At 73.3% G+C, this 19,448-nt stretch carries 21 protein-coding genes; 6 read left to right on the top strand and 15 right to left on the bottom strand.

Annotated features, from left to right (window positions below; all coding sequences use genetic code 11):
• Positions 1–319: 319 nt before the first annotated feature.
• The 3 genes from ACWDD9_RS19650 to lanKC are packed head-to-tail and all read right to left on the bottom strand — an operon-like array spanning position 320 to position 3,120.
• On the bottom strand, positions 320–409 hold the full coding sequence (locus ACWDD9_RS19650) for a class III lanthipeptide (RefSeq protein ID WP_198959315.1): 90 nt from the start codon (positions 407–409) through the stop codon (positions 320–322).
• A gap of 51 nt (positions 410–460) precedes the next feature.
• Complete coding sequence (locus ACWDD9_RS19655; RefSeq protein WP_220450056.1) at positions 461–550, bottom strand: class III lanthipeptide; 90 nt, start codon at positions 548–550, stop codon at positions 461–463.
• Between the two features lie 2 nt (positions 551–552).
• Positions 553–3,120, bottom strand: coding sequence for a class III lanthionine synthetase LanKC (lanKC, locus tag ACWDD9_RS19660; RefSeq protein ID WP_380778080.1), 2,568 nt, complete (start codon positions 3,118–3,120; stop codon positions 553–555).
• A gap of 214 nt (positions 3,121–3,334) precedes the next feature.
• Here lanKC and ACWDD9_RS19665 point away from each other — a divergent pair, with 214 nt between their 5' ends.
• The gene (locus tag ACWDD9_RS19665; protein WP_049659617.1) at positions 3,335–3,982 is read left to right on the top strand and encodes a response regulator; all 648 of its coding nucleotides are present in this window, start codon (positions 3,335–3,337) and stop codon (positions 3,980–3,982) included.
• Positions 3,983–4,023: 41 nt separating this feature from the next.
• On the opposite strand, the gene ACWDD9_RS19670 is transcribed toward ACWDD9_RS19665, so the two are convergent.
• From ACWDD9_RS19670 to mca, 4 genes are all read right to left on the bottom strand, one after another.
• Positions 4,024–4,941, bottom strand: coding sequence for an ArsR/SmtB family transcription factor (locus ACWDD9_RS19670; RefSeq protein WP_449812156.1), 918 nt, complete (start codon positions 4,939–4,941; stop codon positions 4,024–4,026).
• 315 nt (positions 4,942–5,256) lie between these two features.
• Complete coding sequence (locus tag ACWDD9_RS19675; protein WP_449812157.1) at positions 5,257–6,603, bottom strand: sensor histidine kinase; 1,347 nt, start codon at positions 6,601–6,603, stop codon at positions 5,257–5,259.
• A 165-nt stretch (positions 6,604–6,768) separates the two neighbouring features.
• Positions 6,769–6,960 carry a hypothetical protein gene (locus ACWDD9_RS19680; protein ID WP_049654716.1) on the bottom strand — a complete coding sequence of 64 codons (192 nt, stop codon included), beginning with the start codon at positions 6,958–6,960 and terminating at the stop codon, positions 6,769–6,771.
• A 49-nt stretch (positions 6,961–7,009) separates the two neighbouring features.
• Positions 7,010–7,915 (bottom strand): mycothiol conjugate amidase Mca, encoded by a 906-nt coding sequence (gene mca / locus ACWDD9_RS19685; RefSeq protein ID WP_449812158.1) that lies wholly within the window; start codon positions 7,913–7,915, stop codon positions 7,010–7,012.
• A 244-nt stretch (positions 7,916–8,159) separates the two neighbouring features.
• On the opposite strand from mca, the gene ACWDD9_RS19690 reads away from it, so the two are divergent.
• Together ACWDD9_RS19690 and greA are read left to right on the top strand one after the other, a co-directional pair.
• On the top strand, positions 8,160–8,573 hold the full coding sequence (locus ACWDD9_RS19690; RefSeq protein WP_049654714.1) for a DUF4307 domain-containing protein: 414 nt from the start codon (positions 8,160–8,162) through the stop codon (positions 8,571–8,573).
• 388 nt (positions 8,574–8,961) lie between these two features.
• Positions 8,962–9,462 carry a transcription elongation factor GreA gene (gene greA, locus ACWDD9_RS19695; protein WP_049654713.1) on the top strand — a complete coding sequence of 167 codons (501 nt, stop codon included), beginning with the start codon at positions 8,962–8,964 and terminating at the stop codon, positions 9,460–9,462.
• Between the two features lie 128 nt (positions 9,463–9,590).
• Here the strand turns inward: greA and ACWDD9_RS19700 are convergent, their stop codons facing one another.
• From ACWDD9_RS19700 to ilvA, 3 genes are all read right to left on the bottom strand, one after another.
• Positions 9,591–10,448 carry an ABC transporter permease gene (locus ACWDD9_RS19700; protein ID WP_049654712.1) on the bottom strand — a complete coding sequence of 286 codons (858 nt, stop codon included), beginning with the start codon at positions 10,446–10,448 and terminating at the stop codon, positions 9,591–9,593.
• Position 10,449: 1 nt separating this feature from the next.
• Positions 10,450–11,517 carry an ATP-binding cassette domain-containing protein gene (locus tag ACWDD9_RS19705; RefSeq protein WP_079271856.1) on the bottom strand — a complete coding sequence of 356 codons (1,068 nt, stop codon included), beginning with the start codon at positions 11,515–11,517 and terminating at the stop codon, positions 10,450–10,452.
• A gap of 153 nt (positions 11,518–11,670) precedes the next feature.
• Positions 11,671–12,885, bottom strand: a complete 1,215-nt coding sequence (gene ilvA / locus ACWDD9_RS19710) for a threonine ammonia-lyase (RefSeq protein WP_074001308.1) — start codon at positions 12,883–12,885, stop codon at positions 11,671–11,673.
• Positions 12,886–13,007: 122 nt separating this feature from the next.
• Between ilvA and ACWDD9_RS19715 the strand changes: the two genes are divergently transcribed.
• Positions 13,008–13,493 carry a MarR family winged helix-turn-helix transcriptional regulator gene (locus ACWDD9_RS19715; RefSeq protein ID WP_049654708.1) on the top strand — a complete coding sequence of 162 codons (486 nt, stop codon included), beginning with the start codon at positions 13,008–13,010 and terminating at the stop codon, positions 13,491–13,493.
• Between the two features lie 23 nt (positions 13,494–13,516).
• On the opposite strand, the gene ACWDD9_RS19720 is transcribed toward ACWDD9_RS19715, so the two are convergent.
• The gene (locus ACWDD9_RS19720) at positions 13,517–14,671 is read right to left on the bottom strand and encodes a cystathionine gamma-synthase (protein ID WP_387968501.1); all 1,155 of its coding nucleotides are present in this window, start codon (positions 14,669–14,671) and stop codon (positions 13,517–13,519) included.
• Between the two features lie 277 nt (positions 14,672–14,948).
• Between ACWDD9_RS19720 and msrA the strand changes: the two genes are divergently transcribed.
• Both msrA and ACWDD9_RS19730 read left to right on the top strand, forming a co-directional pair.
• Complete coding sequence (gene msrA / locus ACWDD9_RS19725) at positions 14,949–15,614, top strand: peptide-methionine (S)-S-oxide reductase MsrA (protein ID WP_049654705.1); 666 nt, start codon at positions 14,949–14,951, stop codon at positions 15,612–15,614.
• A 169-nt stretch (positions 15,615–15,783) separates the two neighbouring features.
• Positions 15,784–16,146: a cupin domain-containing protein gene (locus ACWDD9_RS19730; RefSeq protein ID WP_049654704.1), complete on the top strand. Its 363-nt coding sequence runs from the start codon at positions 15,784–15,786 to the stop codon at positions 16,144–16,146.
• A 34-nt stretch (positions 16,147–16,180) separates the two neighbouring features.
• Here the strand turns inward: ACWDD9_RS19730 and ACWDD9_RS19735 are convergent, their stop codons facing one another.
• From ACWDD9_RS19735 to ACWDD9_RS19750, 4 genes are all read right to left on the bottom strand, one after another.
• Positions 16,181–16,966 carry a hypothetical protein gene (locus ACWDD9_RS19735; RefSeq protein WP_074001307.1) on the bottom strand — a complete coding sequence of 262 codons (786 nt, stop codon included), beginning with the start codon at positions 16,964–16,966 and terminating at the stop codon, positions 16,181–16,183.
• Positions 16,963–17,514, bottom strand: a complete 552-nt coding sequence (locus ACWDD9_RS19740) for a SigE family RNA polymerase sigma factor (protein WP_074001306.1) — start codon at positions 17,512–17,514, stop codon at positions 16,963–16,965. The genes ACWDD9_RS19735 and ACWDD9_RS19740 overlap by 4 nt, the downstream gene beginning before the upstream one ends.
• 107 nt (positions 17,515–17,621) lie before the next feature.
• Positions 17,622–18,902 (bottom strand): L,D-transpeptidase, encoded by a 1,281-nt coding sequence (locus ACWDD9_RS19745; protein ID WP_049656491.1) that lies wholly within the window; start codon positions 18,900–18,902, stop codon positions 17,622–17,624.
• Between the two features lie 202 nt (positions 18,903–19,104).
• Positions 19,105–19,443: a hypothetical protein gene (locus tag ACWDD9_RS19750; RefSeq protein WP_063780291.1), complete on the bottom strand. Its 339-nt coding sequence runs from the start codon at positions 19,441–19,443 to the stop codon at positions 19,105–19,107.
• Positions 19,444–19,448: the final 5 nt, after the last annotated feature.

Here is a 19,448-nt window from a genome sequence, read left to right on the forward strand (position 1 = left end):
CCCCTCTCTGTCACCCGGTACTGCCGGACCCAGGGGGTCAGCAGCTGAACACGCTGTACGAGCTGAACGGGGCGTCGACGACGATCTCCTCGTCGAGCTCCTGAAGCGCCAGGATGTCGGCCATCACAATCACCTCCTCCTCACCGTCTCGCCGGAACGCGGCACCGGGCCACGGGGGTCAGCAGTTGAACGCGCTGTACGAACTGAACGGGGCGTCGACGACGATCTCCTCGTCGAGCTCCTGAAGCGCCAGGATGTCGGCCATCACAATCACCTCCTCCTCACCGCCTCGCCGGTACACGGCACCGGGCTGCCGGGATCAGCAGCTCCAGTAGCTGAGCGAGCTGAACGGGGCGTCGACGACGATCTCCTCGTCGAGCTCCTGAAGCGCCAGAATGTCGGCCATCACAATCACCTCCTCCTCACCGCCTCGCCGGAACGCGGCACCGGGCCACGGACATCAGCAGCTGAACGCACTGACCGAGCTGAACGGGGCGTCGACGACGATCTCCTCGTCGAGCTCCTGAAGCGCCAGGATGTTGGCCATCACAGTCACCTCCCCTCGTCGTCTCGCCGGGACGGGGTACCGGGTTCGGCCCGCTCCGGCGTCCACCCGTGGACGGGGTGGGCGCCGGGGAGCAGGCACTGCCCGGGGCTCTTGGCGGCGGCCAGCGCCAGCAGGGCGCCGGCGGAGCCGGTGGCCAGGTCGGTGGAGAGCCGGATCAGCTGGTCCCCGTGCAGGACGCTGCCGTCCTGATGGGGGGCCAGGTGGAGGTCCACCAGCCGGAGTTGCTCCTCCGCCTCGGCCCGCCAGCGCGGCAGGCGGGCGGCGACCTGGAACAGGGTGTAGGCGAGCCCGGCGCGGCCGTTGAACAGCCCGCCCTGGACGACCACGCGGACCGCGCCGGCCCGGGCCGCGGCCTCCAGCACCCGCTCGGCGTCGAGGGCTTCGGCCTGCGCGGCGGGCAGGGCCAGGACGGCGAGCGCCACTCCGGCCGAGCCCTCCGCCAGGTACGGCAGCAGCCGGCCCGAGCTGTACGTCTGCAGCATGTCGTCGACCAGCCGGCCGTGCCGCAGGTCGCAGCGGACGGCGCGTTCGGCGGCCTCGGCCCAGGCCGTGTCGCCGGTGAGGCGGGCGCAGCGGGCGAACAGCACCGCCGGCCCGGACCAGCCGCGCAGCAGACCCGGGCGGTCCAGCAGCCCGGCCTCGCCGATCCGCCCGGCGGCCTTGGCGGCCAGGGCGAGCGCCTCGTCCGTCGCTCCGGCCTCCAGCAGCAGCTGGGCGACGCCCGTCAGGCCGCCGTACAGGCCGAGCGAGGAGGGCGGCGGGCCGGCCAGCAGCCGGTCCACCACGTTCGCGGCGTCCGGGTGCCCGAGCCGGTGGAACAGCCAGCCGGCTCCGGCCAGCCCGTCGTACAGCCCGACGGGCGTGTCCGCGGGGGCGCGCCGCACGGCGGCGGCGAGCCAGTCCAGCTGTTCCCCGCCCGGTGCGGCCCCGGCCAGGTGCCGGGCGAGGAGCACGCCGGAGGAACCGTACGCCAGCCCGAGCGCGCCGCCGGGGCGCAGCCCGGCCACGTCGCCGGGGTGGAGGCGGTCCTCCCGCTCCGGGGTCGCCGCCGCGTCGATGCCGCGCAGCAGGGCCGCGGCGGTGAGCTCCGCCCGGGCGCCGGCCGCGGGCCGGGCCCCGAGGTGGGGGCGCAGTGCCGGGGAGAGGGCGAGCCGCCCCGTCATCCGTTCGGCGAAGCCGGCGGGCACCGTCGGGAAGCACTCCGCGACGAGGTCCAGCAGCCCGCCGACGACGGCCGGGTTGCGCCTGGTGAGCGTGGTCAGCGCGACGAAGGCGGCGAGCTGGCAGCAGCCGAGCGCGAACAGGTCGGCCTCGCGGGCGTCGGTGATCTCCGGGTCGGTGAAGCCGGGCGCCCCGAGGGTGCGCCGGCGCGGGGTGTCCAGCGGCGTCGAGAGTTCGAAGTCGATCAGGGCGACGGTGCCGTCCGGGCGGATCATGATGTTGCGGTGGTGGAGGTCCCCGAAGGCCACCCCCTCCCGGTGCAGCGCCGCGACGCACTCCTCGACCAGCGCGAGCCGGGTGACCGCGAGCCCCGCGAAGTCGGCCAGCGCCCGGGCGTCCGGCCGGTGCCGGGTGAGCGGGTACTCCCGGCCCAGCCAGGCGCTGAAGGACTCGCCGGGGATGTACTCCATCACCAGGTAGTGGTGCTCCCAGCTGGTGAAGTACTCGTACAGCTCCGGCACGAACGGCAGGTGGCCGAGCCGCTCCAGGGCGTCCCGCTCGACCAGCAGCCGGGCCACCGCGTCCGTCTCCGAGGCGTCCAGCCCGGCGTGCGGGCGGGCCTCCTTGATGACGACCTGTCGGCCGCCCTCGTCCTCGGCGAGGTAGACCCCGCCGGCGTTGGAGAAGTGCAGCGCCTTGACCACCCGGTAGCGGCCGAGGCCGGCTCCCGCGTCGTCGGCGGCCGCGGCGATCCGCGCGGCCAGGAAGTCCGGGGTGGAGGCCCACTCCGGGACGGTGAAGCGCGGGCGCCGGGCGTCCGGCACCAGCCGGCCGTCCGGGTCCTTCACCGCGGGCACCCTGGTGCCGTCCGGCAGCTCGCACCACATCAGGGCGAAGCCCCCGTAGCGCACCGACACCGGGCCCTGGTTCCACCGCAGGTCGGACAGGACGTACGGGCCGGGGCGGCCGCCCAGCGCCTCCTCCAGCTCGGCGAGGACGGTCTCCAGCTCCTCGGCCGTCCTCGGGTAGACGGTGACGACCTTGCCGCTGGCGGACCGGTCGGCGTACTTGGCGTTCGTCACCGCGACCACCAGCCGGCTGCGCAGGTACTTCCAGGGCAGCCCGAGCCGGCGGCAGACGCGCCAGGCCGTCTCGATCGTCTCCTCGGCGGATTCGGGCGTGGCGCTGACGTGGACCTTCCAGCCCTGTTCCGGCAGCTGCGGGGCGCCGGAAGGCGCCAGCACCTCCCACACACCCTGGGTGCGGCCGCGCCAGCCCTCGGGCAGCGCGCCCCCGCCCGGTGTGAACCGGGAGGCCCGGTCGTCACACCGCTCCAGGGCGTCGTACCACACCGGGTCGGCTATCGCATACGACTCGTATTTCGCGTCCACTTCGCCGTCCGCCCCCTTTCGAATATCCGCTGAACCGAATTCCGGTTTCCGCCGGAACCTTCGAAGCTCCGACTCCCCGTTCCGACAGGAACCATCCTTCCCGGACTCCCCGTCATGTGACAACGGTGTTAAGCGGAAACTGAATCCGGCGCATACCAGGCGGAATCCCGGCCTTCACTTCGGGGGCGCCGAAAGCCCGTGCGATCATGACGCCATGAAGACGCGTGTCGTGATCGCCGACGACCAGGCGAGCGTCCGCCAGGGGTTCCGGCACATCCTGGCGGCCCAGCCCGACATGGAGGTCGTGGCCGAGGCCGCGGACGGCCTGGAGGCCCTGGAGGCCGTCCGCACCCTGCGGCCGGACGTCCTGCTGGTCGACATCCGGATGCCGGAGCTGGACGGGCTGGAGGTCACCCGCAGGCTGGCCGGCATCACCCCGGAGGTGAAGGTCGTGGTGGTGACCACCTTCGACCTCGACGAGTACGTGCACACCGCGCTGCGCAACGGCGCCTGCGGCTTCCTGCTCAAGCACTCGGGGCCCGCGCTGCTCGCCGAGGCGATCCGCTCGGCGGTGGTCGGCGACTCGCTGATCAGCCCGCAGATCACCACCCGCCTGCTGCACCGCTTCACCGGCCCGCGCCGGGTCGACCGCTCCCCCGTCGAGCCGCTGACCAGCCGCGAGGAGGAGATCGCCGTCCTGGTCGCCGAGGGGCTGACCAACTCCGACATCGGCGCCGAGCTGTTCATCTCGCTGAGCACCGTCAAGACCCACCTGGCCAACCTCCAGCGCAAGTTGAAGGCCCGCAACCGGGTGGGCATCGCCACCTGGGCCTGGGAGTCGGGCCTGACCGAGCGCGGCTGAGCGGGCCCGCCCGCTCGGCCGCCGCCGGCCGCACCGGCCGCTCATCGCAGCGCCCGCCGACGGTCCCCGATCCACCGCGGGGCCGCGCCGCCGAGGGGCCGCCCCTCCCCGCTCGACGGGGCCTCGCCGCGCAGCAGTGCCCGACCCAGCGGGGTGACGGTGTGCAGCACGCCGTTGCCGCAGCGCCGGGTGTCGATCAGCCCGGACGCCCTCAGCACGGCGGTGTGCTGGCTGACCGCCGAGGCCGTCACTCCGAGCCGCCCCGCCAACTCGCCGGTGGTACAGCCGTCCAGCAGGGCCTGCAGGGCCGCGGCCCTGGTCCGGCCGACCAGGGCGGCCAGCGACTCCTCCCCGCCCCGGCCCGCGCTCTCCGCCGCCTCCCGCGCCCCCACGGGCACGGGGAGGCCGATCCGGTCGGGACGCATCGCGAAGAGCAGCGTCGGAGCCTCCTCGGGCTCCCCGTGCCGGGGCCGGAGCACCACCCCGGCGCCCTGCAGGAAGAGCGACGGGGCCAGCCGCAACCCCCGCCCGTCGAGGGTGAGTTCGACGTCCCGCTCGGCGGGGATCTCCAGCACCGGGGCGGTCCAGCGGATCCGCGGGTGCAGCGTGCCGAGCAGCGCGTCCACCCCGCCGCGGCCGGCGATCTGGCGGCGGGCGTCCCGCTCCGCCTCCAGCCGGGACCGGACGTCCGCCCAGCAGGGCTGCAGCGCCACCCGGTGGAACTCGCGGACCGCCGCCGCGACGTCGGCCCGCTGGACCACCGATTCGGCGCCGCGACCGGACGACACGATCCGGCCATTCGCCCACACCCGCAGTACGTCCCGGAAACCACCATTGGCTCCCGAAAGGCGCCGCAGCCGCTCGGCCAGCACCGGCTGCCGCGCCAATTGCCCGCGGACGGCCCGCTGCCAGGGGCGGAAGAATTCCCCGCCGCTCCGCCACGCCTCCAGTGCCAGCACCGCCTCCATCTCCTGGTCGACATTTCCAGCAATTCGTACACGAGCCAGATCCTCGGCGGACATCGCAATGCGAATCACAGACTGATCCCCCGATCGGGGTTCATGCATCGGGACGGCCCAGGGGAACCCCGCACCCTGATCGCCGCACCGACATCCTTGCCCGCCCGCGAGGCGCGTCGCCATCGGCCGATCGGCCCATTTGATCGTCGAGAACGCCGAAATCGGCGCCTCCGGATGTGCCGAATGGCCTGGATGGACCCGTCAGCGGGCTCGAATCAGCCCTCCGGACGGCCCCGACGGAACCACCCCGCCCGATCAGCCCCCGAGGCCCGCCACACCCTCCGTCGGCAGCACCGCGTCGACCCGCCAGCCGCCCTCCGGCCCCGGCCCGACCGTCAGTTCGCCGCCGGCCGCCTCCACCCGCTCCCGCAGGCCCGCGAGGCCGAAGCCGCCGCCCTCCCGCTCGGCCCCGCCGAGCCCGACGCCGACACCGCCCGCGCCGCCCGTGCCACCCACGCCGCCGTCCGCACCGCCGGAGCCCCCGGCCCCGTCCGGCGCCCCGTCGTCGGTGACCGTGACGCGCAACGCCGGCCGCCCGCCGCACCGGTCCGGGCCGACCTCGATCGCCACCTCCCGGGCCCCGGGCGCGTGCCGTCGGACGTTCGTCAGCGCCTCCACCACCAGCCGGTAACCGAGCCCGCTGATCGCCGCCGGCACCGCCGCCAGTTCGGCCTCCGCGGGGGCCTCCAGCCGCACCCGCGCGGAGCCGCTGCGGGTGAACCGCTCGGCCAGCGCGGGCAGTTCGCTCAGGTCACGGCGCAGACTGCGCGCACCGGCTCCCCCCGCCGCCGCCCGCCCCGCGCCCCGGTCGGCCGTCGCGACCGCCCCGGACCCGCGCGGCTCCGGATCGGCGTCGTCCGCCGTGAAGACCTGGACGGTCCGGTCCATGGTGACCAGTGCCTGCCGACCGGCCGCCTCGATCCCCGCCAGCAGCTCGACCACCCGCCCCGGGTCCTTCTGGGCCAGCACCTGCGCGGCCTGGGCCAGCACCACCACCCCGGTGACGTCGTGCGCGGCGAAGTCGTGCAGGTCACGGGCCAGGTCCAGGCGCTGCGCCCGCCGCTCGGCCACCACCGCCGCCCGCGCGCGGGTGTCCATCGAGCGCAGGTAGCGGCCGACCCCGACCACCACACAGGCCAGCAGGGCCGAGCCCAGGCAGAGCTTGACGGTCACCACGGGCGGGGCCGGCGGCTCGGCCCAGAGGGCGATCCGCAGCGGCAGCAGCGCCACCGCCGCCACCAGCAGCGTGCCGTGGCCGAAGGCGGCGGCCGGGGACAGCCTGCGCACCGCGGGGACGACCGGCACGAGCAGCGCGACGGCCTCCAGCAGCCACCACAACTCGATGCCGCCGGACGCCGGCCCCCGGTAGCCGGCCGTCACCAGCAGCGACACCGCGCAGGCGGCCAGCACCGAGGGGCCCACCGCGCCGACCCGCCCCGGGGCCCAGAGCACCGGGAACAGCCCGGCCACCACCGCCACCGCGCCGGAGCCGACGATCAGCGGCCCCGGGTCCCCCGACCCGGCCAGCGCGGCCGCCAGCACCCCCGCCGCCGCCGTTCCGTACCCCGCCCTGCGCACCACGGTGTGCCACGACCACGTCATGGTTCGGGATCCTACGAAGCCTGACGGCCCGCCAGGACGGCTTCACCGAAGACGGGCCCCGCGGACGGCTCTCACCGCAGACGGACCCAACGGACGGCTCTCACCGCAGACGGGCCCCAGCCGGTTCCGGAGAAGGCCGGCCCCCACGGGGGACCGGCCGACGGCTCACTCCTTCGGGCCCTCCGGCTCCTCGACGAAGTCGACCTTCTTGAACTGCCGGTTCATCGACTTGGCCAGGAACCAGGTCGCGACGCCGAGGGCGGCGAAGACGACGAAGCCGAGGAGGCCGGGGGTGACCTTGGCGTCGTCGACGGCGAGGTCAGCGGCGAGATTGACGAGGTTCACGGAGGCGCTCATATCTCTATGGTGGCCCGGCTCACGGGGAGCCGGGCCATCGGGGGGTGGTTCAGTCGCGCGTGTCGGCGGCCTCGGCCGCCGGCGTGGGGGTGCGCAGGCCGGCGAACAGGTCGTCCTCCGGCAGGTCGACGTCGACCAGGGTACGGGCGAGCTCGTAGTCCTCGGTGGGCCAGACCTCACGCTGGACCTCCAGCGGGACGCGGAACCACGGGCCGTCCGGGTCGATCTGGGTCGCGTGGGCGATCAGCGCGCGGTCGCGGGTCTCGAACCAGTCGCCGCAGCGGACCCGGGTGGTGATCTCGCGCTCCTTGCGGCCGCTCTTCTCCCAGCCCTCGATCCACTCGCCGTACGGCGACTCGTGGCCGTGCTCGGTGAGGTACTCGTGCAGGGCCCGGATGCGGCCCATCGGGAAGCCGTGGTTGTAGTACAGCTTCAGCGGCTGCCAGGGCTCGCCGGCCTCCGGGTAGGCGTCCGGGTCACCCGCGGCGTCGAAGGCCAGCATGGTGATCTTGTGGGTCATGATGTGGTCCGGGTGCGGGTAGCCGCCGTTCTCGTCGTAGGTCGTGATGACCTGCGGCTTGAACTCGCGGATCAGCCGGACCAGCGGCTCCGCCGCCGCCTCGACGTCCTGGAGGGCGAAGCAGCCCTCGGGCAGCGGGGGCAGCGGGTCCCCCTCGGGCAGCCCGGAGTCGACGAAGCCCAGCCAGGCCTGGTCGACGCCGAGGATCGCCCGCGCCTCGTCCATCTCCTTGCGGCGCACCTCGTGGATGTTCTCCTCGATGTACGGGTCCCCCTGGAGCTTGGGGTTGAGGACCGACCCGCGCTCGCCCCCCGTGCAGGTGGCCACCAGCACGTCCACGCCCTGCTCGACGTACATGGCCATGGTGGCCGCGCCCTTGCTGGACTCGTCGTCCGGGTGGGCGTGCACCGCCATCAGTCGCAACTGCTCAGTCAACGCCTTGCGTTCCTTCCACACTTGTCGGGCGTTCCGCGAAGTCCGGGTCTGCCCACCGTACGAACCGCTCACTCCGGGACCGCGTCGCCGCGGGGCCGGGCCGCGGATCGTCGCCGGCGCGGCCGAGCCCTGCCCCCGCCGGACCGGCCGCGGGCGTGCCCCTCCTATAGTGACGGACTGGAGGAGCGTCGCATTCCCCCGCACCACCCCGGGCGGCCCCTCCCCCAGGAGAGGACGGAGTCCGATGAGTGCAGACACCACCGCCACCGCACCGCCCGAGGGGCGCTACGGCCGTGGCGGCGACCGCGACTCGGACCGCCGCCTGAAGGTGATCGGCGCGGTCTGCGGCGTGCTGGGCCTGGGCCTGATCGCCTGGCTGGGCGGCTCCTACATGCTGCGCGAGTCGAAGATCAACGGCTCGGTGCCGACCTTCGAGGTGCTCTCCGACTCCGAGGTCCAGCTGCACCTCACCGTGCGCAAGAGCAGCGGGCAGGCCGGCAGCTGCACGGTCCGCTCGCAGGGCGACGACCACGGGGTGGTCGGGGTGGCCGACTTCCCCGTCCCGGCGGCCGGCTCCAGCTACGACGCGGTGGTCACCCTGCGTACCACCTCGCGCGGCACCACCGCCGAACTGCTGGGCTGCACCCCCGCCAAGTAGCGCACTCCCGCCGAGTAGCGCACCCGCGCCGGGTGGCGCAGCCCGATCGAACAGCGCACCCGCACCGCGCAACGCGCCCCGGGCGGGCGGCGCGCCCGGGCCGGACAGCGCACCCCGACCGGGGCGGCGCGCATATTCGATCCGGAGAACGGGCATCCGTAGAGGGTCCCGCACCCGGTTGCTGTACACCTCGGCGTAACGCCGCCGTCAATGGCGCGCAAACGCCCCTCCCGCTTGTCAGCAGGACTTGTTAGGCTCGTGGTTTCGCCCCTTCCGCACCGGATGGTACGGGAGCGGGCGTTGCTTTGTAGTTGAGACCGATATCACCACCGACCCCTGCTGACGACTCACACCCTCAGCACAGCCCCAGCACCTACGAGGAGCACCCGTGACCCAGACCAGTGAGAACGTGACCTGGCTCACTCAGGCCGGCTACGACCAGCTCAAGGCCGAGCTGGACCACCTGACCGGGCCCTGGCGCATCGAGATCGCCCAGAAGATCGAGGCGGCGCGCGAGGAGGGGGACCTCAAGGAGAACGCCGGCTACCACGCGGCGAAGGAGGAGCAGGGCAAGTACGAGCTGCGGATCCGTCAGCTCACCCAGCTGCTGGAGCGCGCCAAGGTCGGCGAGGCGCCGGCCGACTCGGGCATGGTGGCCCCGGGCATGGTCGTCACGGTCGCCTTCGACGGCGACGAGGACGACCTCATGGAGTTCCTGCTCGCCTCCCGCGAGGTCGCGGGCTCGGACGAGCTGGACGTCTACTCGCCGCAGTCCCCGCTGGGCCGCGCGATCGACGGCAAGCGGATCGGTGACGAGGCCACCTACGAGCTGCCGAACGGCAAGCCGGCCATGGTGAAGATCGTCAAGGTCGTGCCGCACGCCGGCTGATCCGGCCGCGCCACGACACGGGGGCGGCCGCGGGAGTCAGGGACTTCCGCGGCCGCCCTCCGGCGTTCCGGGCGGGGCCGGGCACGGGACCCGATCAACCCAGGGGCCCGATCAGCCCCGGGGCCCGGTCAGGCGGTGGAGGAGCGGTACTTGCGCACCGCCAGCCAGGAGAACACCGCGGTGATCACGATCGACCACAGCACCGACACCAGCGCCGCGTGCTGCATCGGCCAGGCGCTGTCCACCGGCCCGACCTGGTTGCCGAACAGCACCCGGCAGGCCTGCACGGTGGCGCTGAACGGGTTCCAGTACGCGATCCCCTGGAGCCAGCCCGGCATCGAGGTGACCGGCACGAAGGCGTTGGACACGAAGGTCAGCGGGAACAGCCAGATCAGCCCGGCCGAGGTGGCCGCCTCGGGGCTGCGCACCGACAGGCCGATCAGCGCGCCGATCCAGGAGAAGGCGTAGCCGAGCAGGAGCAGCAGGCCGAAGGCGCCGAGCGCCTTGAGCACGCCCTCGTGGATCCGCCAGCCGACCAGCAGCGCGACCACCGCCAGCACGACCAGGGTGAACGCGGTCTGGCACAGGTCCGCGAGGGTGCGGCCGACGAGCACCGCGGAGCGGGCCATCGGCAGCGAGCGGAACCGGTCCACCAGCCCCTTGCTCATGTCCTCCGCGATGCCCGCCGAGGCGCCGGCGACGGCGAAGGTGACGGTCTGGGCGAAGATTCCGGCCATCAGGTACTGGATGTACGTGTCCGAGCTGGAGTCGGTGCCGGGGATCTTGATCGCCCCGCCCATCACGTACGAGAACAGCAGCACGAACATGACCGGCTGCATCAGCCCGAAGACCACGATCTCCGGGATGCGGGTCATCCGGCGCAGGTTGCGCTTGGCGACCACCCAGGAGTCGTGCAGGGAGGCGGCGATCCCCCGGCGCTGCCTGGGTATCGCCGGTCCGATGGCGTGCTCGGTGGCGGTGGTCATCTCAGCTCTCCTTCCCGGCCGCGACGGCCCGCTTGTCCGGCCCCGGGCCGCCCGGGCCGTCCGGGCCGCCCTTCCCCCTGCCCCGGCCGCGCGCCTTGGCGTCGGCGCCGTCCTCCTCCTCGGGCCGCTCCTCGGCGACGTGGCCGGTGAGGGTGAGGAAGACGTCGTCCAGGGTCGGGCGGCGCAGCCCGATGTCGTCCATCTCGATCCCGCGGGAGTCGAGTTCGCGGATCGCGTCGGCGAGCACCCGGGCGCCGCCGCTGACCGGCACGGTGATCCGGCGGGTGTTCTTCTCCACCGTCGGCTCGCTCAGCGCGTAGCGGGACAGCGCGGCGACCGCGTCACCGACCAGGCCCGGCTCGTGCACCACGACCACGATCCGCTCGCCGCCGATCTGCGCCTTGAGCTGGTCGGCGGTGCCGCGGGCGATCACCCGGCCGTGGTTGACCACCGCGATGTCGTGGGCGAGCCGGTCGGCCTCCTCCAGGTACTGGGTGGTGAGCAGCAGCGTGGTGCCCTGCTCGACCAGCGTCTCGATGACCTCCCAGAGCGCGAGCCGGTTGCGCGGGTCGAGGCCGGTGGTCGGCTCGTCCAGGAACATCACCGGCGGGCGGACGACCAGCGCGGCGGCGAGGTCCAGGCGTCGGCGCATGCCGCCGGAGTAGGTCTTGGCGGTGCGGTCCTTGGCCTCGGTGAGGCTGAACCACTCCAGCAGCTCCAGCGCGCGGGCCTTCGCGGCGCGGTTGCTCATCTGGTACAGCTCGCCGACCATGGTGAGGTTCTCGAAGCCGGTCAGGTACTCGTCGACCGCCGCGTACTGGCCGGACAGGCCGATCAGGCTGCGGACCTGGTTGGGGTGCTTGAGCACGTCGACCCCGGCGACCACCGCGCGGCCGGAGTCGGGGCGGAGCAGGGTGGTGAGGACCCGCACGGTGGTGGTCTTCCCGGCGCCGTTCGGGCCGAGCAGCCCGAGCACCGTTCCCTCGGGGACGTCGAGGCTGACGCCGTCCAGGGCTCGTACGTCGCCGAAGGTCTTCACCAGGTTCTCGGCTTGGATGGCTGGCGCCATGGCCTTGCCTCATCTCCTCGGACGTATGGGGCGATCTGTCCCACTTTGCCCCGAATTTGGGCACACAGGCGACTCGATTCTCGGCCCGTGGGACTCGAACGCGATGTATCGCGAGTCTCCCAGCACGCGATATATCGCGTCAAGGGCGGGAGCTCAGCCGGCGACCACCACGTACCCCGCGTCCCGCAGCTCCCCGACCACCAGCGCGCAGTGCTCCGGCCCCTTGGTCTCCAGGTGCAGGTCCACCTCGACCTCGGTCAGCCCCAGCCGCGGGTCGGTCCGCACGTGCGCCACGTCCAGCACGTTGGCGTCCACCCTGGTCAGCACGCCCAACAGGTCGGCCAGCGCGCCCGGCTTGTCCGCCAGCCGCACCCGCAGCGACAGGTAGCGCCCGGCCGCCGCCAGCCCGTGCCGCAGCACCCGCTGCATCAGCTGCGGGTCGATGTTGCCGCCGGACAGCACCGCCACCACCGGCCCCTCGAAGGAGTCCGGCTGCTCCAGCAGCGCCGCGATCGGGGCCGCCCCGGCCGGCTCGACCACCAGCTTCAGCCGCTCCAGCCCGAGCAGCAGCGCCCGCGACAGCGCGTCCTCGGAGACCGTCCGGACGCCGTCCGCCAGCGTGTTGACCACCTCGAACGGGATGTCGCCGGGGCGCCCGACCATGATCCCGTCCGCCATGGTGGCGAAGTGCTCCAGCGACACCGGGCGCCCCGCCGCCAGCGAGGGCGGGTACGCGGCGGCGCCGGCCGCCTGCACCCCGACCACCCGCACGTCCGGCCGCAGCGGCTTGACCGCCGCCGCGATCCCGGCCAGCAGCCCGCCGCCGCCCACCCCGACCAGGATGGTCCGCACCTCCGGGCACTGCTCCAGGATCTCCAGCCCGACGGTCGCCTGGCCGGTGACCACGTCCCAGTGGTCGAAGGGGTGGATGAACACCGCGCCGGTCGCCTCCGCGTACCGCTGCGCGGCCTGCAGGGCCTCGTCCACGGTGGCCCCGTGCAGCCGCACCTCGGCGCCGTACTCCCGGGTGGCCGCGACCTTCGGCAGCGGCGCCGCGACCGGCATGAACACCGTGGAGCGCACGCCCAGCAGCGCGGCCGCCAGCGCCACCCCCTGGGCGTGGTTCCCCGCGCTCGCCGCCACCACCCCGCCGGCCCGCTGCACCGGCGAGAGTCCCGCGATCCGCACGTACGCCCCGCGCAGCTTGAAGGACCCGGTGCGCTGGAGGTTCTCGCACTTCAGGTGGACCGGCGCGCCGATCAGCCCGGAGAGGTGCCGGCTGCCCTCCATCGGGGTCACCCGGGCGACCCCGGCGAGCATCTTCTGGGCGCCGCGGACGTCGTCGAGGGTGATCGGCCAGGTGTGCATGGCGCCAGGGTACGGGGACGGGGAGAGGCAATCCGGCATGCCGGGCCTGTTCCCGGGCCCGCCCGGCCCGCGTACGCTGCTGCTTCTGAGTCTCTCTCACCGCACGACGATCGTGAGCCGCGATGACGACGACCTCGCCCCAGGCCACCGACCGCACCGACCCCGTGCACACCCAACTCCAGTACCAGCTCGCGGTGTTCGCGCGCCGAATGGAACAGGTCCGGACCTCCGGCGGTGGCGGGGTCGGGGTGCTGGACCGGGCCGCCTACCTGCTGCTCGACCGGCTGGAGCGGCACGGGCCGGCCAACGTCAAGGCGCTGGCCGAGGCGCTGGGCGTGGACTCCTCCACGGTGACCCGCCAGGTCGCCCCGCTGGTCGCGGCCGGGCTGGTCGGCCGGGTGCAGGACCCGGCCGACCGCCGTGCCGTACGGCTCGCGCTGACCTCGCACGGCGTCGGCCGGCTCACCGAAGTCCGGGACGGCCGGGCCGAGTTGACCCGCCGCCTGGTGGCCGGCTGGCCGCCGGAGGAACAGCGCGCGTTCTGCGCCCTGCTGGCCCGCTTCAACCTCGCGATGGAGTCGTACACGGCGGACCAGCAGGGGCAGTGAGGGGCCTCAGGCCCCCAACCGGCTCAGCCCAGCGCCTGCTTGAGGTCGGCCAGCAGGTCGTCGATCGACTCGATGCCGACCGAGACGCGCACCAGGTCGGACGGCACCTCCAGCGCCGAACCGGCCACCGAGGCGTGGGTCATCCGGCCCGGGTGCTCGATCAGCGACTCGACGCCGCCGAGCGACTCGCCGAGGGTGAACAGCTGCGCGCGGTTGCAGACCTCGACGGCCGCCTCCTCGCCGCCGGCGACCCGGAACGAGACCATGCCGCCGAAGGCCTTCATCTGCTTGGCCGCGATGTCGTGGCCGGGGTGCTCGGGCAGGCCCGGGTAGAGCACCTGGCTGACCTTCGGGTGGCCCGCCAGCAGCTCGGCGACCTTCTCCGCGTTGGCGCTGTGCCGGTCCATCCGGACACCCAGCGTCTTGATGCCGCGCAGCACCAGCCAGGCGTCGAACGGGCCGGAGACGGCACCCATCGCGTTCTGGTGGTACGCGACCTCCTCGCCGAGGCCCGCCTCGGCCAGCACCAGCGCACCGCCGACCACGTCCGAGTGGCCGCCCATGTACTTGGTGGTGGAGTGCACGACCGCGTCCGCGCCGAGCGCGATCGGCTGCTGGAGGTACGGGCTGGCGAAGGTGTTGTCGACCACCAGCAGCGCGCCGGCGCCGTGCGCGATCTCGGCGAGCGCGGTGAGGTCGGTGATGCCCAGCAGCGGGTTGGACGGGGTCTCCACCCACACCGCGCGGGTGTTGGGGCGCAGCGCCTCGCGGACGGTGGCCAGGTCCTGGGTGTTGGCGACGGAGAACTCGACGCCCCAGCGGGTCAGCACCTTGGCGAACAGCCGGAAGGTGCCGCCGTAGGCGTCGTTGGGGATGACGATGTGGTCGCCCGGCTTGAGGATGGTCCGCAGCAGGGTGTCCTCGGCGGCCAGGCCGGAGGCGAAGGCGAGGCCGCGGGCGCCGCCCTCCAGTGCCGCGAGGCACTCCTCCAGCGCGGTGCGGGTCGGGTTGGCGCTGCGGCTGTACTCGTAGCCGCCCCGCAGGCCGCCCACCCCGTCCTGCTTGTAGGTGGACACCTGGTAGATCGGCGTGACGACAGCCCCGGTCTGGGGGTCTGCTTCCTGACCCGCGTGGATGGCGAGAGTCTCGAAGCCCTGAGGAAGCTGGTGCTCGGTCATGGGTCCGAGCCTAGTGTGCGAATGCCGCCAAGCCCGCACGAACCGGGAACCGGGACGAACCCGCAGGTCGGAGCGGGGGCACGGCGGGCCGGAACCCCGGTGCGCCGAACCCCCGGGGCCGCCGCGACCTCCACCGGTCGCACACGTGTTCACCATGCGAAAACCGCGCGGCGGGCCTTCCCGGCCCCCGCGCGGAACGGACGGCCGCTCCCGGAATCCGGGGGCGGCCGTCCGCGTTGGACACTGCGCCAGGTTTCCCGACCCGCTGGAGCAGGCCGTGCTGTTCAACCGCCACAAGACCTCGCTGGTCCCCGCCGACCAGGCGCTGCCCGGCCGGCCCACCCCGGCCTTCACCCTGACCGAGCCGCACACCGTGCTCGGGCACCCGCTGTCCGGCCCGTACCCGGAGGGCCTGGAGGTGGCCGACTTCGGGCTGGGCTGCTTCTGGGGCGCCGAGCGCGCCTTCTGGCGGCTGCCCGGCGTCTGGACGACGCTGGTCGGCTACCAGGGCGGCCACACCCCGAACCCGACGTACGAGGAGGTGTGCAGCGGGCTGACCGGGCACACCGAGGCGGTCCGGGTGGTGTACGACCCGGCGGTGATCCCGTACGAGCGGCTGCTGAAGACCTTCTGGGAGGCGCACGACCCGACCCAGGGCAACCGCCAGGGCAACGACGTGGGCACCCAGTACCGCTCCGCCGTCTACACCCACTCCCCCGCCCAGGCCGAGGCCGCGGTGGCCACCCGGGACGCCTTCCAGCCCTCGCTGACCGCGCTCGGTTACGGCCCGGTCACCACCGAGATCGCCCCGGCCGGCCCGTTCTTCCCGGCCGAGCCGTACCACCAGCAGTACCTGTCGGAGGCCAAGAACCCCAACGGCTACTGCGGTCTCGGCGGTACCGGCGCCTCCTGCCCGATCGGCGTGGCCCGCACCCGGGACTGACCTCCCGCCCCGGGCCGTCCCTCGGACCGCCCCGGCCCGCCCGGCCCCGCCCCGGGATCGACCACCCAACGTGACCGATCCCCGATCCGGGCGCAGACTGGAAGGGCCAGCAGGGCCGGCCCGGCCACCCACTGGCGGCCGGGCGGTCCTCGCGGGAGAGGAGTGCGCCATGTCCGGTCTCTACCAGCGGAACTTCGACGATCCCGAGGAAGTCCGCCCCTTCGAGGAGGGCACGGGGGAACTGCGGCTGGTCAACCTGGACGGCGGCCCGGTGGGCCGGGCCGTGTTCGAACCGGGTTGGCAGTGGTCCAAGCACGTGAAGCCGATCGCCGGGACCGAGAGCTGCCAGGCCGCCCACGCCGGGTACGTGCTCTCCGGCCGGATGAGGATCGTCATGGACGGCGGCCAGGAGGCCGAAGTGGGCCCCGGCGACTTCATGCTCTGCCCGCCCGGGCACGACGCCTGGACCGTCGGTGACGAGCCCTGCGTGATCGTCGACTGGCAGGGCTTCGCGGACTACGCGAAGCGATGAGCGGAGCTGTGAGCAGAGCTGCGGGCGGACCGGGTCACAGCTGCTGCGGGGCCCGCTCGTCGGCGCCGTCGGCGGTGGTGCCCGGCAGCTCCGCCAGGAGCCTGCCCTCGGAGTCGTACGCCGCGATCGCCGGGCTCACCGGACGCCGGTGGGCGGCCGGATCCGCCTCCGGCAGCGGCGGCAGCACCACGTAGTAGCCGATCCACCGCTGCATTCCGACGGTGCTGACCAGGGTGGCGACGGTCGCCCTGCCCCCCGTGAACGCGACGATCCTCGCCGGGGCGACCGGGCCCAGGTAGAAGCTCGCGACGATGAAGCGGTCGCGGTCGCCGTGCGACTGGGCGTAGAGGGCGGGTCTGTCGTGCTCCAGGTTGTCGCTGCGCACGTCCCGGCAGTCCGTGCCGGAGTCGGAGCCGTCCGGCTGGTAGTTGTCGCACTTCTCGAACGGGCTGACCCACATCCGGGCGCCGGCCGCCATCTCGATGCGCTGCCCCGGGCCGACCTGCCGTACCGGCGAGAGCGGCAGCGGCGTGGCGGTGGCCGTGGGGCTCGGCGTGGCGGTGGGCGTGGGGCTCGGGACGGCGACGGGGCTGAACGCCGCCCCCGCCTCGCCCGCGACCTGCCCGACGTGCCGGGCGCTGCCGGCCGTCACCGCCGTCGCCCCGCAGACCAGCGCCACCGCGACCGCGGCCGCGGCGGTCCCGGCTCTGCGCCTGGCCCGGCGCCGTCGGGCGGCGGCGATGATCGGCACCGGGTCCGGCCCGGTCGCGTACGGGTCCTGGTCCTTGAGCAGTTCGCCGAGCCGGTGTTCGAAGCTCATACCGTCACCTCGATGTGCGTCGTGGGACTCGCCGGCACGCCGGAACGGTCGGCGAGTTCGGGCAGTGCGCGCAGCTTCGACATGGCCCGGTGCAGCGTGCTCTTCACCGTGCCCTGGGCGATGCCCAGTTCGGCCGCGACGGCGGCCTCGCTGAGGTCCCCGTAGTACCGCAGCACGACGACCGTCCGCTCCCGGCGGGTGAGGGTGCCCAGCGCCTGGTGCAGCAGGGCGCGTTCGGCCTGCCGCTCGGCGAGGTCGTCGGAGAGCGGCCGGTCGGGGGTGTGCTCGACGGGCAGCTCGTGGTTGCGCAGTCGGCGCCACCAGTCGCGGTGCTGGTTGACCACGATCCGGCGGACGTACGCGGTGGGGTCGTCCCCGGTGATCCGGTGCCAGTGCAGGTAGGCGCGCTCCAGCGCCGACTGCACGATGTCCTTGGCCCGGTCCGGGTCGCCGGTCAACAGCTCGGCCAGCCGCAGCAGTTGCCGACCGCTCCCGGCGACGAACTCGCTGAACTCGTCGTCCTGCCGCTGTCTCTGCTCGCGTTTCACACCCGTCCTACTCCTCGGGCGGACCGCGAGGTTCGGTCCGCCCGGGGAGTTTTTCCGACCGGTGGGTTCTCCGACCGGGGTCCGGCCGGTCGGGGTGCGGGGCCGGGTCAGACGGCGCTGCCGGCCTTCCAGGCGGCCCAGCCCATGTTCCAGCCGTTCAGGCCGTTGTCCGGGGCGACCGTCTTGTCGCCGGAGTTCACGACCTCGACCACGTCGCCGACCATCGAGGACTTGTAGAACTTGAAGCCGTCCGTACCGCTGTCCTGGGCGCCCTTGGTGTCCCGGAGGCCGATGCAGCCGTGGCTGGTGTTCTGGCCGCCGAAGATCGACGGCGAGGACCAGTAGTTGCCGTGGATGAAGGTGCCCGAGGTGCTGAGGCGCTGGGCGTGCGGCACGTCCGCGATGTCGTACTCGCTGCCCAGGTTGACGGTCTGCGAGTTCATCCGGGTCTGGGTGTACTGCTCGGAGATCACCATCTTGCCGCCCCAGGTCATGTGCTCGGGCGAGCCGCCGGAGATCTTGTAGACCGCGCTGACCTGGCCGTCGGTGGTGACGGTGAGCTTCTTGGCGGCGAGGTCGGCGACGCTGGTCTGGGCCCGGCCGATGGTGAAGCTCACGTCCTTGGACTGGGTGCCGTACACGCCCTTGGCGCCCTCGACGTCCTTGAGCCGGAGCTTGAGGGTGACCTTGGTGCCCTTGGCCCAGTACTCCTGCGGCCGGAAGTCGAGGCGGGTGCTGGAGAACCAGTGGCCGACGATCTCGACGCCCGGCTCGGCTATCACGGTGATCGCCTGCTGGACGGCCTTGCGGTCGGTGACCGGCTTGCTGAAGTTGATCGAGACCGGCATGCCGACGCCGACCGTCGAGCCGTCCTCGGGGGTGAAGTAGCCGACGAAGGTGTTGGCCGGGGTCGCCGTGGTGAAGACGGCGTTGGAGTCCGCCTCCAGCTTGTCCTTGTCGAGGGCGACGGCGGCGACGGTGTACTTGGTGCCGCTGGCGGGGGCGGCGGCCGAGGTCCAGCCGGTGCCGTCGGCGGAGAGCTGGCCGGCCAGCTCCTTGCCGGCGGTGTCGGTGACCTTGACGCTGGTCAGGGTGCCGTTGGCGACGGCGACCTTGACCGGCTCGCTGAAGCTCGCGGAGGCGGCGCCGTCGGCCGGGGTGACGGTGATGACCGCGGCCGAGGTCTTGGGGGCGCTGCTGCCCGTACCGCCGGAGGCCGGGGTGCCGTTCGCGCCGCCGGAGCCGCCGCTACCGCCGCTGGCGCTGTTGGCGCTGTTGTCGTTGCAGGCGGTCAGCAGCAGGACGGGCGCTCCGATCAGGCCCGCGAGGACCCCGCGTCGGCTCCAGCTGCTTCCGGCCGCCCGTCCCTGACCGTCCCGTGCCGTCACGTCGCGTCTCCCTGCTGATCATCCCGGGCATTACGGATACAGAAACGCAATACGCCCGTTCACGGTTCCATCACCGAAGGGTAAGCGATCGTATGAGATGACCCAACTTCCCGACGAACAGGGACAAAACGCCCGGCCCGCGGAGCGGACCGGGCGTTCACGGGCGGTGACGGTGAGGACCGTCACCCGACGGTTCCCCGCCCTACTCGGCGGAGCCTTCCACCGCGTACTCGTCCCACTCCTCGTCGTCCGGGTCGAACTCGGTCTGCGCCGACTCCCAGGTCGCCGAGGCGAGCTCCACGCCGGGCACGTCGCCGAGCAGCGCGACGGGGTCGATGAAGTGGGCGAGCGAACCCGACGGGTCCACCTCGATGGCCTCGACGGACTGGGCGCGCTCCTCGTCGTCGAGGTACTCGTCCGCGGTGACGGCCTCCAGGGCGGCCGCCTTGAGCGCGCCCTCGTCGGTGATCTCCGCGATGAGCTCGATCTTCACCCGGACGTAGCGCGGGGCATCCTGGTCGGTCGTTTCAGTGCTGGTCATGCGTG

Source organism: Kitasatospora sp. NPDC001119, assembly GCF_053598475.1.

Excerpts from the sequence above, each read along its gene's own strand:
- ACWDD9_RS19705 (WP_079271856.1), bottom strand. The coding sequence starts at position 11,517 with ATGGCGCCAGCCATCCAAGCCGAGAACCTGGTGAAGACCTTCGGCGAC.
- ACWDD9_RS19750 (WP_063780291.1), bottom strand. The coding sequence starts at position 19,443 with ATGACCAGCACTGAAACGACCGACCAGGATGCCCCGCGCTACGTCCGG.
- ACWDD9_RS19730 (WP_049654704.1), top strand. The coding sequence starts at position 15,784 with ATGTCCGGTCTCTACCAGCGGAACTTCGACGATCCCGAGGAAGTCCGC.
- ilvA (WP_074001308.1), bottom strand. The coding sequence starts at position 12,885 with ATGCACACCTGGCCGATCACCCTCGACGACGTCCGCGGCGCCCAGAAG.
- ACWDD9_RS19720 (WP_387968501.1), bottom strand. The coding sequence starts at position 14,671 with ATGACCGAGCACCAGCTTCCTCAGGGCTTCGAGACTCTCGCCATCCAC.
- ACWDD9_RS19700 (WP_049654712.1), bottom strand. The coding sequence starts at position 10,448 with ATGACCACCGCCACCGAGCACGCCATCGGACCGGCGATACCCAGGCAG.
- ACWDD9_RS19680 (WP_049654716.1), bottom strand. The coding sequence starts at position 6,960 with ATGAGCGCCTCCGTGAACCTCGTCAATCTCGCCGCTGACCTCGCCGTC.
- ACWDD9_RS19715 (WP_049654708.1), top strand. The coding sequence starts at position 13,008 with ATGACGACGACCTCGCCCCAGGCCACCGACCGCACCGACCCCGTGCAC.
- ACWDD9_RS19690 (WP_049654714.1), top strand. The coding sequence starts at position 8,160 with ATGAGTGCAGACACCACCGCCACCGCACCGCCCGAGGGGCGCTACGGC.
- ACWDD9_RS19735 (WP_074001307.1), bottom strand. The coding sequence starts at position 16,966 with ATGAGCTTCGAACACCGGCTCGGCGAACTGCTCAAGGACCAGGACCCG.
- ACWDD9_RS19665 (WP_049659617.1), top strand. The coding sequence starts at position 3,335 with ATGAAGACGCGTGTCGTGATCGCCGACGACCAGGCGAGCGTCCGCCAG.
- ACWDD9_RS19675 (WP_449812157.1), bottom strand. The coding sequence starts at position 6,603 with ATGACGTGGTCGTGGCACACCGTGGTGCGCAGGGCGGGGTACGGAACG.